The organism is Candidatus Sulfotelmatobacter sp. (assembly GCA_035504415.1).
Classification (GTDB): domain Bacteria; phylum Vulcanimicrobiota; class Vulcanimicrobiia; order Vulcanimicrobiales; family Vulcanimicrobiaceae; genus Vulcanimicrobium.
Window position 1 is genome coordinate 182,195 of sequence record DATJRY010000013.1, and the last position, 14,828, is coordinate 197,022.

Below are 14,828 nucleotides of genomic sequence, written 5' to 3' on the forward strand. Positions count from 1 at the left end.
CGTTGCAGTATCAGTCCACGTTGCGCGACGCGATCGGCTTCGAGGGAGTCGGTCTCCACACCGGCGCCCCGGCGCGCGTCCGCGTCCTCCCCGCCCCGGCCGGCCACGGCCTGCGCTTCCGCCTCGACGACGCGGTCGAGTTTCCCGCGCGCGCCGACTACGTGGTCGAGACCGTGCGGGCGACCGTGCTGGGGTCGGGCGAGCACCGCGTCTCGACGGTCGAACATCTGCTCAGCGCGCTGCTGGGCTGCGGTGTCGACAACGCGCTGATCGACGTCCACGGGCCGGAGATCCCGGTCGAGGACGGCAGCGCCAAGGTCTTCGCCGACGCCATCGACGCCGTCGGCCTGGCGCCGCAGCGCGAGGCGCGGGTGCGCTGGATCCCGACCCAGACGCACGTCTTTCGCGACGGCGACAAGCTGCTGGTGATCGCGCCGGCCTCGAGCTTCCGCGTGCGCATGACGGTCGACTACCCGCCGCCGGTCGGCGCGCAGTACGTCGAGGCCGAGATCGTGCCCGAGCAGTACCGCGCGCAGGTGGCCCCCAACCGCACGTTCGGCTTCCAGCACGAGATCGAGGCGCTGATCCGCCGCGGCTTGGCGCTGGGCGGGACGCTCGACAACGCGGTGGTGTTCGGTCCGGACGGCCCGCTGGCGCCGTTGCGCGCGCCGAGCGAGCCGTGTCGGCACAAGATCCTCGACCTGGTCGGCGATTTCGCGCTGCTCGGCGCCTACCCGCAGTGCGAGGTCGTCGCGATCAAGAGCGGTCACAAGCTCCACTGCACCGCCGTGCGCGAGCTGGTGGGTTCGCCTGCGGCGAACCCGTCGCGGTCCTCGCTTCGCTCCGGTCCGCTTACCGCCGGCGAACCGGTCTAGCCCAGCATGGCCGCCTACGACGTGCGCGAGATCATGCGGATCTTGCCGCACCGCTACCCGATGCTCTTGCTGGACCGCATCCTCGAGCTCGAGCCGATGGTCAGCGCGCGCGGCTACAAGAACGTCAGCGTCAACGAGCCGATGCTGACCGGCCATTTCCCGCTCAACCCGGTGCTGCCGGGCGTCTACATCATCGAAGCGCTGGCGCAGCTGGCCGGCACGACGATCTTGAAGCCGGGCGATCAGAGCCGCAAGACGCCGTACCTGGCCGGCGTCGACGGCTTCCGCTTCCGCCGCCCCGTCATCCCGGGCGACCGGCTCGACATGTGGGCCCGCGTCGCCCGCGTCAAGCTCAACATGGGCGTCGTCGTGGTCGAGGCGAAGGTCGGCGACGAGCTGGTCTGCGCCGGCGAGCTGATGTTCTCGGTCGTCAGCGATCCGGGCGCGTTCGGCGTCGACGCGACGGTGCTGCACCTGTGATCCATCCGACCGCCGTCGTCCACCCCACCGCGAAGATCGGCGTCGACGTCGAGATCGGGCCATACTGCATCGTCGGCGCGAAGGTCGCCATCGGCGCGCGCTCGCTGCTGCTGGCGCACGTCGTCGTCAACGGCCGCACCACCATCGGCGAGGACTGCGAGATCCACCCGTTCAGCACGGTGGGCGGCCCCTCGCAAGACCGCAAGGCCGTCGTCGGTGAAGACGCCGTCACGACGATCGGCGATCGCACCGTGATCCGCGAGTACGTCTCGATCAACCGCGGCACCGCCGATGCCGGCGGCGTCACCTCGGTCGGCAACGACTGCCTGTTGCTCGGCTACACGCACGTCGCGCACAATTGCCGCATCGGCGACCACGTCACGATGTCGAACTTGGCGCAGCTGGCCGGACACGTCGTCGTCGAGGACCACGCCTCGATCGGCGCGATGGCTGGCGTCCACCAGTTCGTGCGCATCGGCCGCTTCGCGTTCGTCGGCGGCTACAGCAAGATCGTGCGCGACGTTCCGCCGTTCTTCTTGGCGGAAGGGAACCCGGCCGAGGTCTACGGGCTCAACGCCGTCGGCCTGCGTCGCGCCGGCTTCTCGCGCGAGGCGTTGGGCGAGCTCAAGGACGCGTACAAGACGATCTACCGCTCGGAGCGCAACGTCTCGCAGGCCGTTTCGGTGCTGCGCGAGACGGTGTCGACGGACGAGGGACGCACGTTGCTGGCGTTCCTCGAAGCCTCGTCCGACCGCGGGATCACCAAGTAGCGGTCGCGCGCCGTGCGCGTCTTCGTGAGCACGGGCGAGGCCTCGGGAGAGCTGCTCGCCGCCGACCTGTTGGGTGCGATGCGCGCGCGCGTCGCGCTCGAGGCCGAGGGCATCGGGAACGAGCGCCTGGAGGCCGCCGGCGTGCGGCTGGTGCAGCGCACGCGCGGCTGGGCGTCGCTGGGGCCGATCTCCGCGCTGCGCAAGATTCCGCGCTTGTACGCGATCATGCTGCGCACGGCGTGGCAGCTGCGCCGCCGGCCGCCGGACCTGGTACTGCTGGTCGACTTCGGCGCCTTCAACGTGCGCTTGGCGAAGACGCTGCGGCAGCTCGGGTTTCGCACGCCGATCGTCTACTACGCGCCGCCCGCGGCGTGGCTCGACAACGTCAAGCGCGCCTATCAGGTCGCGCGGCTGTGCGATCCGCTCACGCTGTTCCGTCACCAAGCGGACTTCTATCGCGGGCTCAAGCTCCCGATCGGGTTCGTCGGCCACCCGCTGGTGAGTACCATCGGCGCCCGCCCGCCGCTGCCGCCGCCGCCGGCCAACGGCGGCCTGATCGCGATCCTGCCCGGCAGCCGCGGCGGGGAGATCGAACGCCACGCGCCGCGGCTGCTCGACGCGCTGGCGCGCGTGCGCGAGCTGCGCCCGAACGTGCGCGCGCTGCTGGTCGCGGCCGACGACGACGCGCAGCGGCACCTCGAGCATCTGCTCGCGCTGCGCTCGCCGCTGCCGGTCGAGATCGTGCGCGACACGCGTGACGCGCTGCGCCGTGCCGACGCCGCCGCCATCGCGTCGGGGACGGCGGTCCTCGAGGCGGCGCTGGTGCAGACGCCGGCGCTGGCGCTGTACGTGCTCTCCGAAGCGCAGGCGAAGATCGCCCGCCGCGTCTATCGCGGCGCCTACATCACGCTGCCGAACCTGGTGCTCGACGAGCCGCTCGTCCCCGAGCTGCTGCAAGAGGCCGCGACGCCCGCCGCCTTGGCCGACGCGCTGGTCGCGCTGCTGGCCGCACCCGACCGGCAGCTGGCCGGCTACGCGCGCCTGCGCGAGGCGCTCGGGCCGCCCGACTCGCTGCAGCGCAACGCGGCCTGGGTGCTCGAGCGCGTCAGCGGGCCGGTGTGACCGTGCGCATCTACCATACCAGCGACCTGCACGATCACCGTGACGTCGCCGCGCCGTTGACGGCGCTGCGCGACGCGCGGCCGGGGATGTACGTCGACTGCGGCGACAGCTTGCGCGGCTCGCAGACGATGTATCACCGGCACGAACCGATCGTCGACGAGCTCGACCGCGCGGCGATCGACGTGCAGGCGATGGGCAACCGCGAGTTCCACTACCTGTTCGGCGCCGTCGGTGCGCGGATCGCGCGCATGCGCCACCCGGTCGTATGCGCGAACCTGGTCGACACCAAGGGGCGCGCGCTGCCGTTCACCGCCGACCGCGTGTTCGCACGCGACGACGCCGGCACGCCGTGGTCGGTGCGCTTCTTCGGGTTGCTGGTCGTGCAGTACCCGAGCGGCTCGCCGTGGGAACGGCTGTTCGGCTGGCGGTTCCTGGACCCGTTCGACGTCGCCGCGCGCATCGCCGCGACGACGCCGCCGGAGACGACGCTGATCGCGCTCTCGCACTTGGGCTTGCGTGCCGACCGGCTGTTGGCGCAGCGCGTACCGCGCCTGGAGCTGATCTTGGGCGGCCACAGTCACGACACGCTGCACGAGCCCGAGCTGGTCGGCGGCGTGCCGATCGTGCACGCCGGCCCGTACGGCGCGTATGCGTCGCGGACCGAGCTGACCAAGGACGCGAACGGGCGCGCGCGGATCGCCGACTTCGCGCTGGAGCCGCTGCGCGCCGGTGCGTGAGGTCTTGTTCGTCACCAACGGGCACGGAGAAGCCGCCATCGCCGCTCGCATCGCGGCCGAGCTGCGCGCGCGCGCGCCGCTGGCGACACGGCACTTCGCGCTGGTCGGCGAGCGGCTGGGCGGCGGCGACTTCGCCGACGTCGGTCCACAGCGCGCGTTGCCGTCCGGCGGGCTGGTGGCGATGGGCAACCTCGCGGCGTTCGCGCGCGACCTGGGGGCCGGCTTCGTGCAGCTGTTCGCGCGCCAGGTGCGCTTCCTGCGCGCGGCGCGTGGGCGCTATGCGGCGATCGTCGCGGTCGGCGACGCCTACGCGTGCGCGCTGGCGCGCCTGGCCGGCGGCCCGCTGGTGTACGTGGGTACCGCCAAGAGCGTCTACGTCGCACCGTACGGGCCGGGCGAGCGGCGCATCATCGCGGCGGCGCGGCGGGTTTTCGTGCGCGACGCGGCGACCGCGGCCGCGCTGTGCGCCCAGGGCGTCCCGGCCGAGGCGCCGGGCAACGTCATCGTCGACCTGCTGGCGTCGGACGAACGCGTCGACTGGCGGGGAACGCCGCGCGTCGCGGTACTGCCCGGCTCGCGCGAGCGCGCGTACGCCGACGCGCGGCAGCTGGCCGCGGTGATCGCGCGCGTGCGCGCCGGCGCGCCGCAGCTCGACGCGGTGCTCTCGATCGCGCCCAATCTCGACCCGGCGCGCTTCGCGCCCGCCCTCGCCGCCGGTCCGCTGCGGGCATGGCCGGGGCCGCTGGGCGCGCTGCTGCCGGAGGCGACGCTCGTGCTCGGCCAGAGCGGGACCGCCAACGAGGCGGCCGCGGCCGCCGGCGTCCCGGTCGTCGCGCTCGAGCTGGCCGGCGCGCGCCGTGACGCCTGGTACCGCAAGCGCCAGCGCGGGCTGCTCGGCGACGCGTTGCTGATCGCGCCCGGCGATGAGGCGGGCGCCGCCGCCGCCGTCGCGGCGCTGCTGGCCGACCCCACTCGGCGCGCCCGGATGGCCGCCGTCGGCCGCGAGCGGATGGGGTCGCCGGGCGGGGCCGCCGCGATCGCCGGCGCGATCGCCGAGCTGGCGGTGGCGGCGTGAAGGCCGCGACGCTCGGCCTGGCCGGGTCGATCGCGCTGATCCCGCTGCTGGGCCAGCTGGTCGTCCTCGATCCGACCCGGCCGCCGATGCCGATCCTGCTGCCGCGCGGAGCCGCCCTTCTCGTCGCGCTGCTGTTCGCGCTCGCGCTGCTGGCGGTCGTCCCGGCCACCCTGCGCTCGTTGCGCCGGGACGGGCTGACGTTCGTTCTGATCGGGAGCGGCGCGGCGACCACGTTGGCAGGGATCACCGGCTTCGACCCGGTGACGGGCGTGGGGCTCGGGCTGTTCGTGTTCCTGATCGGCGGTGCCGGTTTGGCGCTGGCGCGCGAGGCGGACGCGGCCGTGACCCGGCTGATCGTGCGGACGTTTCTGTGGTCGGCGACGGCCGCCGCCGCGCTGGCGCTGGTCATGGTGCTGGTGCGCCGGCCGGTCGCGCTGTTCGCCTTCGCCAACGGCCGGGCGGTGGGGACGTTCCTGAATCCCAACGAGCTGGCCGGCTACGCGCTGGTCGGCCTGGGCATCGCGCTCCCCCTGGCGATCGGTTCGCGCGGGCGCGACCGGCTCGCCGTCGCCTGCGCCGTGCTGCTGGCGGTGGCGCTGGCGGCCACCTTCTCGCGCTGGGGTGCCTTCAGCGCCGTCTGCGGCATCGCGACCTATGGGTTGCTCGCCCGGCAGCGCCGCTTGCTGGTGGCCGCATTGCTCATCGGGCTGGCCGGGCTGACGCTCGACGCGACGTTGGGCAGCCTGCACCACAACCCGCGCGACACGGCGGTCCGGCTGAGCGCCTGGCACGCCGGCTGGACGACCTTCACCCGGTTTCCGCTGTTGGGTGTCGGGCCGTTGGCGTACGGGAAGACCTACGCGGTGCTCCGCCCGCCGGACGCGCCCGGCCCGCAGACGCCGGTCGCCTTCGATCCCCACTCGCTGCCGCTCGCGTACGCGGCCGAGGGGGGCCTGGTGGCCTTGGTGATGTTGGTGGTCGGGCCGGCGCTGTTGGTGCGCCGGGTCGTGCGCGCTGCCGCCGTCGCCCCGGCACTCCCGCGCGCGTTCGGCTTCGGCCTGGTCGCCGGCTTCGTCGCCTTCCTCGTCCACTGCGGCTTGAACACGATCAGTATTTTCTTTCCGCTCTACCTCCAGGTCGTGCCGCTCGCACTCGCCGTAGTACGGACCGATGCGCTCTAGAGGCTTCGCCGGCGGCGAACCCGTCGCGGTCGGGCGGCGCCCGATCGGCCTCGCCGTGCTGCTCGCCCTGGCCGTGGCCGGTTGCGGCTCACACGCTTCGCAGCCGACCGGCGGCGCCGCCGCGCCGAGCGCATCCGGCGCGCCGACGGCCGCTCCGTCGTCCTCGCCGCAGGGCGTGCCGGTGCACGTGATCGGGCGCGGGACGGCGTTCAAGCCGTCGATCATCACCGACACCAAGAACGGACGCAAGATCTACACCATCCGCACCATGCTGTTCGAAGGCGACATCGCCGCCGGGACGGCGGTCCTCGATCAGCCGCACGTGACGTTCGTCGACAAGACGGGCGCCGTCACCATCGCCGACGCGCCGAAGGCGACGGTGTCCCAGCACGACAAGAGTGTCCTGATGACGGGAGGCGTTCACGCGCGCACGCAGGACGGTGCGGTGCTGACCTGCGACACGCTGCGCTACGACTCGAGCCGCGAGCGGCTGTTCGGCGAAGGCCACGTGGTGATGACCGGCCCCAACGGCCTCTCGCTGACGGGCGACCATCTCGACGGCGACGTGCGTTTGCACGACGTGAAGGTGACCTCGGGATGAACGCCGGCGATCGCATCGTGCTGCGCGACCTCGTCAAGCGGTACGGCCGGCGGACCGTCGTCAAGGGCGTGAGCGCCGAGGTCGGACGCGGCGAGGTGGTCGGCCTGCTCGGGCCCAACGGCGCCGGCAAGACGACCACGTTCTACATGGTGGTCGGCCTGGTTCGTCCCGACAGCGGGACGGTCGTGCTCGAGCGCGACGGCGTCGCGCGCGCGCTGACCGGCGCGCCGATGCACGAGCGCGCGCGCGCCGGCCTGGGCTACCTCGCGCAGGAGAACTCGATCTTTCGCAAGCTGACCGTCGGCGACAACCTGCGGCTGATCTGGGAGATGAACGGCGTTCCCAGCTCGGAGCGCGAGCGTCGTCTGCCCGAGCTGCTGGCCGAGTTCGGTCTGGCCGACTTCGTCGACGCGATGGGCGACTCGCTCTCGGGCGGCGAGCGGCGCCGCGTCGAGATCGCGCGCGCGATCGCGACGGAGCCGGCGTTCCTGCTGCTCGACGAACCGTTCACCGGGATCGATCCGATCGCCGTCGCCGACATCCAGGCGATGATCCGCCAACTGCGCGAGCGCGGCTTGGGCGTGCTGATCACCGACCACCAGGTGCGCGAGACGCTGGCGATCGTCGACCGCGCGTACATCATGAACGACGGCCGGATCGAGGTGAGCGGCACGGCGCAAGACGTGCTCGACTCCCCGATCGCGCGCGAGTTCTACCTCGGCCAGAGTTTTAGGCTATAGCGCACGATGACTGAGACCGCGCCACAGCATCGCGCCTTCGGCGCTCCGCCGCTGCGCTTCTGGCCCCCTACTATTCTGGACCGGTATCTCGTCACGCAGTTGGGCGGGCCGTTTTTGTTCGGGTTGTCGGCGTTCACGCTGATCTTCGTCGCGACGCAGATCCTCGCGCTGGGGCGGCTGGTCTCCGAAGAGCACGCGCCGCTGGCGGCCGCGGTCGAGTACTTCCTGTGGTCGATGCCGCCGTTCTTGCTGCTGACGATCCCGATGGCGATGCTGCTGGGGACGTTGCTCTCGATGCAGCGGCTCTCGGGCGAGAGCGAGATCACCGCGATGGCGGCCGGCGGCATCTCGCTGGGCCGCATCGTCGCTCCGCTGCTGGTCGTCGGCCTGATCACCTCGCTGGTCTCGCTGGTGCTGCAAGAGGAGCTGCTGCCGTTCGCCAGCGATCGGGCGGCGTACATCCAGCAGGCGGTCATCGAGCACGTCTCGCCGGCGCTCTCGAACCTCTCGGCGGTGACGCCCTTGCCGGGCGGCGGCAAGCAGGTCACGATCGCCGGCGCCTTCGACGTCGAGACGCAGGACCTGCTCAACGTGACCGTCATCCGCTACGACGCGCACCAGAAGCCGCAGGACATCACCTTCGCCGACCGCGCGACGTACGCGGCCCCGACCTGGACCTTCCAGAACGCGACGACCTACCATTTCAGCTCCGACGGTACCGTGCAGTCCGATACCTCGCCGACGCTGGCGGTCGACATCGGGGAGCGGCCCAACCAGATCGCGAAGCAGTCGGTCCAAACCGGGAACCCCGAGACGCTCTCGCGCGCGGAAATCAAGGCTCAGCTTGCGACCAACAACCTCTCGCCGCAGCAGCGACGGCTTTTCACGGCGACCTACGCCGCGAAGCTGGCGCGCCCGTTCGCGGCGTTCGTGTTCACCCTCATCGCGGTGCCGTTCGGCCTGCGTCCCGTCCGCGGCGGCGGCACGGGGCTCGGCTTCGGCATCGCCGTCGCCATCGTCTTCGTCTACTACGTGATCTCGACGGTCTTCCTCACCGTCGGCAGCGCGGCGACGTGGCTCGCCGGCCCTTGCGCCTGGGCGCCCAACGTCCTCTTCACCGTCATCGGGGCGACGCTGCTGCGGCGCGCCTCGCGCGTGGCGTAACGCGTGCTCTCGGGAATCCTCTCCGTCTTGGCGATCGCCATCGTCGCCGGCGGCATCGCGTACATCGGCGACCGGGTCGGTCACCAGGTGGGGCGCAAGCGCCTCACGCTGTTCGGGCTGCGGCCGAAATACACGTCGACGATCGTCGCGGTCGTGACCGGGATGCTGATCGCGGTCTCGGTGACGCTGGTGGCCTTGGTGGCGTCGAGCGAAGTGCGCACGGCGTTCTTTCGCATCGGCCAGCTCAACACGCAGATCAACCAGCTGCAAGCCCAGGCGACCTCGCAGCAGCGCGAGCTGGACACGACGCGCAACGGCAACCTGGTGCTGGCGCTGGGCGCGCCGATCGGTCCGTGGGCCGTCCTCGACGTCAATCAGAGCGAGGACGACCAGATGCGCGCGTTCCTGGCCTACTTCGACGCGACGATTCGCTCGGCGAACCAGCTGGCGGCGCGCATCGGACTGCAGCCCGACCACAAGAGCGCGGCCGATCCGCAGGTGCAGTACAACCTGCTCGAGCTGCTGCGCCAGTTCCACGAGAACTGGTCGCACGCGGGCGAGGGGAACGTCCCGCTGCTGTTGCTGCCCATCGCCTCGCAGAACTTGTTCCGCGGCGAGACGATCTCGTTCACCTTCGCTTCGTGGCCCGACAAGAAGCTGTTCTCGAACCACCAGGAAGTCGCGTCGATCGAGGTCGAGGGCGGCCGTCCGCTCGCGCCGCCGGAGTACAACGAGCTCTCGCTGCGCGCGGTCCAGGCGCTCTCCAAGGCCGGGATGCCGTACCCGTTCTTCAGCCAGCCCAGCGGGTTCGATCCGCGCTCGTTCCAGGCGGCGCTGACGAAGCTGAGCAGCCTGCACGGCAAGTGGCGGCTGGTCGCGCGCACCGAGGGCGACCTGTACCCGCACTCCGGGGTGTTCTTCCTGTCCGCCTCGGTCGAGCCGCTGCGCTCGTGAGGGTGCTCGGCCTCGATCCCGGGACGCGCAAGTGCGGCTACGCGATCGTGGTCGGGCTCGATGCGCCGCCGCTGGCGCTGGGCGTCGTGCCGGTCGCGACCCTGCCGGCGACGGTCCGCGAGCTGGTCGTCGAGCACGGCGTCGAGCACATCGCGATCGGTCGCGGCACGAACGCGGCGGCGATCGCGAGCGCGGTCGAGGACTTGGGCCTGCCGATCAGCTTCGTCGACGAGTACGAGACGACGCTGCGCGCGCGCGCACGCTATTTCCACGATCATCCGCCTCGCGGTTGGCGCCGCTTGGTGCCGCGCGGGATGCTGCTGCCGGATCGCCCGGTCGACGACTACGCGGCGCTGCTGATCGCCGAGCGCTATCTGCAGGCCGCGCACCAGGGGCAGGAGTCGTCCGCCGGCGCTACCTAAGGCGTCCGCCTGCGAACACCGAGACTGCACCAGGGACGGGCATGAGGCGGAGGAGCGTGTTCCTCGCGCTCGGGATCGCGTTGTCCGCGCTGGCGCTCCCGGCAGACGCGGGCGCGACGCCGTTCGCCGACGTGCCGGCCAACCACTGGGCCTACCAGGCCATCCAGTCGCTGGCGGCCGACGGGCTGATCGACGGCTACCCGGACGGTACCTTCGACGGCGAGCGCCCGCTCACGCGCTACGAGATGGCCGTGCTGGTCGCGCGCATCGTCGCCAAGCTGCAGGCCAACGGCGCCGGCTACGCCTCGAAGACCGACCTCGAGCTGGTGCAGAAGCTGATCGACGCGCTCAAGGACGAGCTCGACGCGCTCGGCGTGCGGGTGACGAACCTCGAGGACGCGCTCGACCAGCTCGACCGCCGCACGAAGCTGGCGCAACAGCTCTCGCTCCACGGCCAGCTGCTGCAAGACAACTCCTACCGGCAGCGTCCCGGCGTGCCGACGACGCTGAGCGGCGGCGCGATCGATCCGTTCGTCAACGCGTTCCTGGCCGCGCCGCCCAACGGCAGCCCGCTCGACCAGGTCAACCCCGGTACCGTCAGCGGTTTCGACGACCGTTTCAACGTCGTCTACACGCCGGACGAGAACCTGACCGTCTCGCTGCCGATCCGCATCATCGGCACCGGCTACGGCGGCGAGTACGTGCCGCAGCAAGGCACGACGATCGATCCGACGATCGAGGTGCACCTGGCGCAGATGGGGCCCTTCAGCGACGTCACGCTGACCGACGGCGAGATCAGCGATCTGCGCTCCTCGCGGTTGGGGCTGACGTACCGCGCCCCCGACGCCTCGCAGCAAGGCGACGGGTTCGACAGCCCGCTGCAGCCGTACGAGCACGGCTACGAGATCGGCGGCGTGCTCGGCGGGCGCACCAGCTTCCAATTCGCCTACACGCGGCTCGACCCGACCGTCATCGACACGCTGCCCGGGATCCTCGGCAACGACTTCACCCTGAGCAACTACTTCTTGCTCACCGACCGGCCGCCGGTCGGCGCCGTGCAGCCGGGCGCGCCCGGTTCGACCAGCGGCGCGCTGCGCACCGACACCTTCACCGCCGCCGGCGCACCGCTCAGCGCCGTTTACCTGACGCAGAAGGCGCAGCTGGGCACGGTCTACGTCTCCGCGTTCGACGGGACGCCGTGCGGCGCGAACGCGCTCACGCCGGACGGCGCCGGTTGCCCGCTGGGCGGCGGCGCGTGGTACTTCGTCGCGCAGACGAATCAGGTCGTGTTCCGCACGCCGCTGCCGGTCGGCTCGGTCGTCGCGATCACGTACGACGCGATCGACGTCGTCAACGACGTCGCCTACCAGCGCTATCACGTCAACGCGCGGCTCGACCAGCAATTGGCGGGGTTGCCCGGCGGCGAGATCGGGCTCTCGTTCAGCCGCATCTTCGACGCCGCCGACGGCGTCACGTCCCCCAACGACGAAGTTGTGCTGGCCTCGTCGAGCGGCGGCCTCGCGCTTGTCAGCGACACCGTCTTCGGCGTCGACACGCAGCTGCCGCTGGCGTTCGTCGACCTGGGCTCGCGCACCAATCACCCGCTGCTGTTTGCCGAAGGCGCGCTGAGCAAGTACACGCCCGACGCGAGCACCGTCGCGCCGGTGACCGACAACGCCGGCGTCGTCGGCCTGCGGCTTTCGCTCGCGCAGGCGACGCTCTCGGTGCAGTACCAAGCCGTCGGGCCGCACTACCTCGACGGCGCGCCGCTGCAGTACGACGGCCCGGTCCCGCCCGCGTTCAGCTACTGGCAGGGCGCGTACTTTCCACAGTTCTTCGGCTTCGCCAACACGCTGACGGTGAACCAGCACTTCGACGCCGCCGCCGGCACGCACACCGCCGCCAACCCGGCGCTGACGACGATCGAGCCGGTCTTCAACCCGTTCATCGCCAGCGGGCCGCAATATTTCAGCGCCTACGCGCCCAACACGCAAGGCCTCGCGTTGACCTTCACCGCGCCGGTGCGCATCGGCGACGTGCGGCTGAGCACGCGTCTGTTGGCGGAAGACCTCGCTTCGCTCGCCCCCGACGGCTTCGGGCCGCTGGCCTACGAGGGAACGGCCAGCGCCGACAAGCTGCGCTTCGACCACCTCGAAGCCGGCGTGCAGCTCGCGCTGCCGATCTTCCGCCGCAGCGTCGCCTTCGATCTGGGCGCGTCGACGGAACGGCTGTATCGCGACGACCCGACCGGCGTCCCGTACGTGCCGTTCAACGCTTCGCTCGGCACGGCCGACCCCGCCAGCGCGGCCGCGCTGCTCTCGCTGGTCCAAGCCGGCCTGCCGCCGCCGCTGACCTTCCCCAACGCGATCGACGAGCACCACACGACGCTGACCGCCGGCGCGACGGTGCCGATCTCGCACGACTTCAGTCTCGGGGCCGCCTACGACCACCAGCTCTTCAACGGCGCCTACGGTTCGACGTTCACCAACGTCGACGAACGCAAGGACGACTACACGCTCTCCGCGACGTATGCGATTCCGCGCACGACCAGCTCCGTCTCCGCGCTCTACAGCAACCAGCGCTACACCGACCAGATGCTGCCCTCGTTCAACTTCGAGCAGAACCGCGAGGACGTCAACTTCACGGTGCGCTTCTGATGAGCCGCGCTGCGCGCGTCGCGCTGACGCTGCTCGCGATCGCCCTGGTCGCCCGGCTGGGCGCGGCGCAGCTCGCCGCCTCCGCCGCCTACGGCGACCTCGCCACGCGTCATTCGCTGCCCGCCTTCCTCCACCGCCACGACCCGACGCTGCTGCGCGCCGCCCTGCTCGGCGGCGCGCCGGCCCGCATCGCCGCCGACATCCACACCGGCGCGCTCGACGAAGCGCGGCGCCTGCTCACCGGCGCCCCCGCCGACACGACGACCGACGACCTGCGCGGCCAGTTGGCGCAAGCGCGCGGCGCGCACGAGGAAGCACTGGCCGACTACATCGCCGCCGCCGACTTCGTGCGCGCCCAAGCCCACATCGACGCGCTGCCGGAGAGCGCCGTCGACGAAGCGATCCCCGAAGAACAGCAGCTGATCGCGCGCCTCAGCCCCGACGTCGACGCCGGCGAGGCGCTCGGCCAAGCCTACTGGCGCCTGGGCGTCCTCGAAGCCACCCAAGGCTATCACGACGTCGCGCACCGCGCCGCGCACTGGCGCGACGCGCAGCGCGCCTACGAGCTGGCGCTGAGCGAAGCGCCCAACGACGAGACGTACTTGCTCGCCGCCGCCTACCAAGAGCTGGCCAACGGCGACACCGCGGCGGGCCGCGCGCACGACGAGCGCGCGCTGCAAGTCGACCCCGCCAGCGCTCCCGCCTACGGCGGCCTCGCCTTCGCCGCCGTCGCCGACGGCGACTGCGCGAGCGCGCGCGCGGACGCGGCGCGCTCGAGCGCGCTCGCCCCCAACGCCGCGCCGTTGACCGACAACCCGACCTTCGGCGCCAAACTCGCCGCCTGCCTGACGAAGTGATCGTCGCCCTCGACACCCAGCTCACCGTCGGCACCGCGACCGGCGCGGGCGTCTACGCCCGCGACCTGGCAAACGCGCTGCGCGCGCTCGGCGTCGACGTGCGCGAGCTGCGCGCCCCGCACCTGAACCCCTGGCGCTTCGACCGCAGGGTCATCTGGGACCAGCTCCTGCTCTCCATCGAAGCCGCCCGCGCCCACGCCGACGTCCTGCACGCCACCAGCGGCACGATGCCGATTATCCACACGCTGCCAACCGTCGTCACCGTCCACGACCTCGCCTGGCACCGCGTCCAACACCACACGCGCGCCTACGCCCGCGCCTACTTCGCCACGCTCCAAGCGCGGTTATACAAACACGCCGCCGCCATCATCACCGACAGCCACTTCACCGCCACCGAATACAAAACGCTGATCGACCCCAACGCAACGCTCGACGTCGTCTATCCCGGCGTCGACGAGCGCTTCGCCGCAATCGAGCGGAAACCAACGGATCCACCCTTCGCGCTCGTCGTCGGCACCGTCGAAGCGCGAAAAAACCTCAAGGTCCTGGTCAAAGCCCTACCCACGATCCCCGACCTGCGCATCGTCTCCGTCGGCCCCCCAACGCCTTACGCCGACGAAGTAAAAAAACGAGCTGAAGAGCTCGGCGTCACGCACCGCCTCGACCTACGCGGCTACATCCCGCGCAACGCACTCGACGAACTCTACGCAACCGCATCCCTCGCCCTCATCCCCTCCCGCTACGAAGGTTTCGGCTACGCACTCGCCGAGGCAATGTGCGCCGGTCTCCCGGCGATCGCCGCCGACACGTCCTCCCTCCGCGAGCTCGCGACGATGTTCCCCGAAGCCGAAATCCCGCTGATCCCCCCCAACGACGAATCAGCCTGGTCCACCACGATCACCACCCTGCTATCCACCCGCGACGCCGCGCAGCGGCGAGCCACCGCCCTGCGCACCCCCGCGCAACAGGCGTTCTCCTGGCTCTCCGCCGCCACCGCGACGCAAGAGATCTACCAACGCACCCGACGCTAATCGCGCCAGGAGGCAGCGGGGTCGGACGTTGCTGCGGCGGGGACTCGCGAAGGAGCGAAGGCCCGGAAGGCCGGGAGCGACGCAGCGGTAGCGACCGAAGCGCAGGAAGCGCGCAGGGAGCGTCCCCGCCGCAGCAACGTCCGACCCCGCTGCCGAGCCCCG

Annotated in this window: 15 protein-coding genes; all 15 read left to right on the forward strand. The window is 71.4% G+C overall.

Annotated elements, in window-relative coordinates:
- Positions 1 to 2: 2 nt before the first annotated feature.
- From lpxC to VMD91_12145, 15 genes are read left to right on the forward strand one after another with little or no spacing between them, the layout of a single operon-like run.
- A complete protein-coding gene (gene lpxC, locus VMD91_12075; protein ID HTW84800.1) occupies positions 3 to 875 on the forward strand; it encodes a UDP-3-O-acyl-N-acetylglucosamine deacetylase in 873 nt (290 codons plus the stop codon).
- 6 nt (positions 876 to 881) lie between these two features.
- Positions 882 to 1,355 carry a 3-hydroxyacyl-ACP dehydratase FabZ gene (gene fabZ, locus VMD91_12080; protein HTW84801.1) on the forward strand — a complete coding sequence of 158 codons (474 nt, stop codon included), beginning with the start codon at positions 882 to 884 and terminating at the stop codon, positions 1,353 to 1,355.
- On the forward strand, positions 1,352 to 2,125 hold the full coding sequence (gene lpxA / locus VMD91_12085; protein ID HTW84802.1) for an acyl-ACP--UDP-N-acetylglucosamine O-acyltransferase: 774 nt from the start codon (positions 1,352 to 1,354) through the stop codon (positions 2,123 to 2,125). The genes fabZ and lpxA overlap by 4 nt, the downstream gene beginning before the upstream one ends.
- Positions 2,126 to 2,149: 24 nt before the next feature.
- Entirely contained in the window at positions 2,150 to 3,247 is a 1,098-nt protein-coding gene (locus VMD91_12090) for a hypothetical protein (GenBank protein ID HTW84803.1), read from the forward strand.
- Positions 3,248 to 3,249: 2 nt separating this feature from the next.
- Complete coding sequence (locus tag VMD91_12095) at positions 3,250 to 3,984, forward strand: hypothetical protein (protein ID HTW84804.1); 735 nt, start codon at positions 3,250 to 3,252, stop codon at positions 3,982 to 3,984.
- Complete coding sequence (locus VMD91_12100) at positions 3,977 to 5,059, forward strand: hypothetical protein (protein ID HTW84805.1); 1,083 nt, start codon at positions 3,977 to 3,979, stop codon at positions 5,057 to 5,059. The genes VMD91_12095 and VMD91_12100 overlap by 8 nt, the downstream gene beginning before the upstream one ends.
- Complete coding sequence (locus VMD91_12105) at positions 5,056 to 6,240, forward strand: O-antigen ligase family protein (protein HTW84806.1); 1,185 nt, start codon at positions 5,056 to 5,058, stop codon at positions 6,238 to 6,240. Before VMD91_12100 ends, VMD91_12105 begins: the two co-directional genes overlap by 4 nt.
- Positions 6,230 to 6,841 (forward strand): LPS export ABC transporter periplasmic protein LptC, encoded by a 612-nt coding sequence (gene lptC / locus VMD91_12110; GenBank protein HTW84807.1) that lies wholly within the window; start codon positions 6,230 to 6,232, stop codon positions 6,839 to 6,841. The genes VMD91_12105 and lptC overlap by 11 nt, the downstream gene beginning before the upstream one ends.
- A complete protein-coding gene (gene lptB / locus VMD91_12115; GenBank protein ID HTW84808.1) occupies positions 6,838 to 7,581 on the forward strand; it encodes an LPS export ABC transporter ATP-binding protein in 744 nt (247 codons plus the stop codon). The genes lptC and lptB overlap by 4 nt, the downstream gene beginning before the upstream one ends.
- A gap of 6 nt (positions 7,582 to 7,587) precedes the next feature.
- The gene (locus VMD91_12120) at positions 7,588 to 8,745 is read left to right on the forward strand and encodes an LptF/LptG family permease (protein HTW84809.1); all 1,158 of its coding nucleotides are present in this window, start codon (positions 7,588 to 7,590) and stop codon (positions 8,743 to 8,745) included.
- 3 nt (positions 8,746 to 8,748) lie between these two features.
- Positions 8,749 to 9,699 (forward strand): DUF3084 domain-containing protein, encoded by a 951-nt coding sequence (locus VMD91_12125; GenBank protein ID HTW84810.1) that lies wholly within the window; start codon positions 8,749 to 8,751, stop codon positions 9,697 to 9,699.
- On the forward strand, positions 9,696 to 10,121 hold the full coding sequence (locus tag VMD91_12130) for a hypothetical protein (protein ID HTW84811.1): 426 nt from the start codon (positions 9,696 to 9,698) through the stop codon (positions 10,119 to 10,121). Before VMD91_12125 ends, VMD91_12130 begins: the two co-directional genes overlap by 4 nt.
- A gap of 56 nt (positions 10,122 to 10,177) precedes the next feature.
- Positions 10,178 to 12,778: an S-layer homology domain-containing protein gene (locus VMD91_12135; protein ID HTW84812.1), complete on the forward strand. Its 2,601-nt coding sequence runs from the start codon at positions 10,178 to 10,180 to the stop codon at positions 12,776 to 12,778.
- Complete coding sequence (locus VMD91_12140) at positions 12,778 to 13,635, forward strand: hypothetical protein (protein ID HTW84813.1); 858 nt, start codon at positions 12,778 to 12,780, stop codon at positions 13,633 to 13,635. Before VMD91_12135 ends, VMD91_12140 begins: the two co-directional genes overlap by 1 nt.
- Positions 13,632 to 14,666 (forward strand): glycosyltransferase, encoded by a 1,035-nt coding sequence (locus VMD91_12145; GenBank protein ID HTW84814.1) that lies wholly within the window; start codon positions 13,632 to 13,634, stop codon positions 14,664 to 14,666. The genes VMD91_12140 and VMD91_12145 overlap by 4 nt, the downstream gene beginning before the upstream one ends.
- Positions 14,667 to 14,828: the final 162 nt, after the last annotated feature.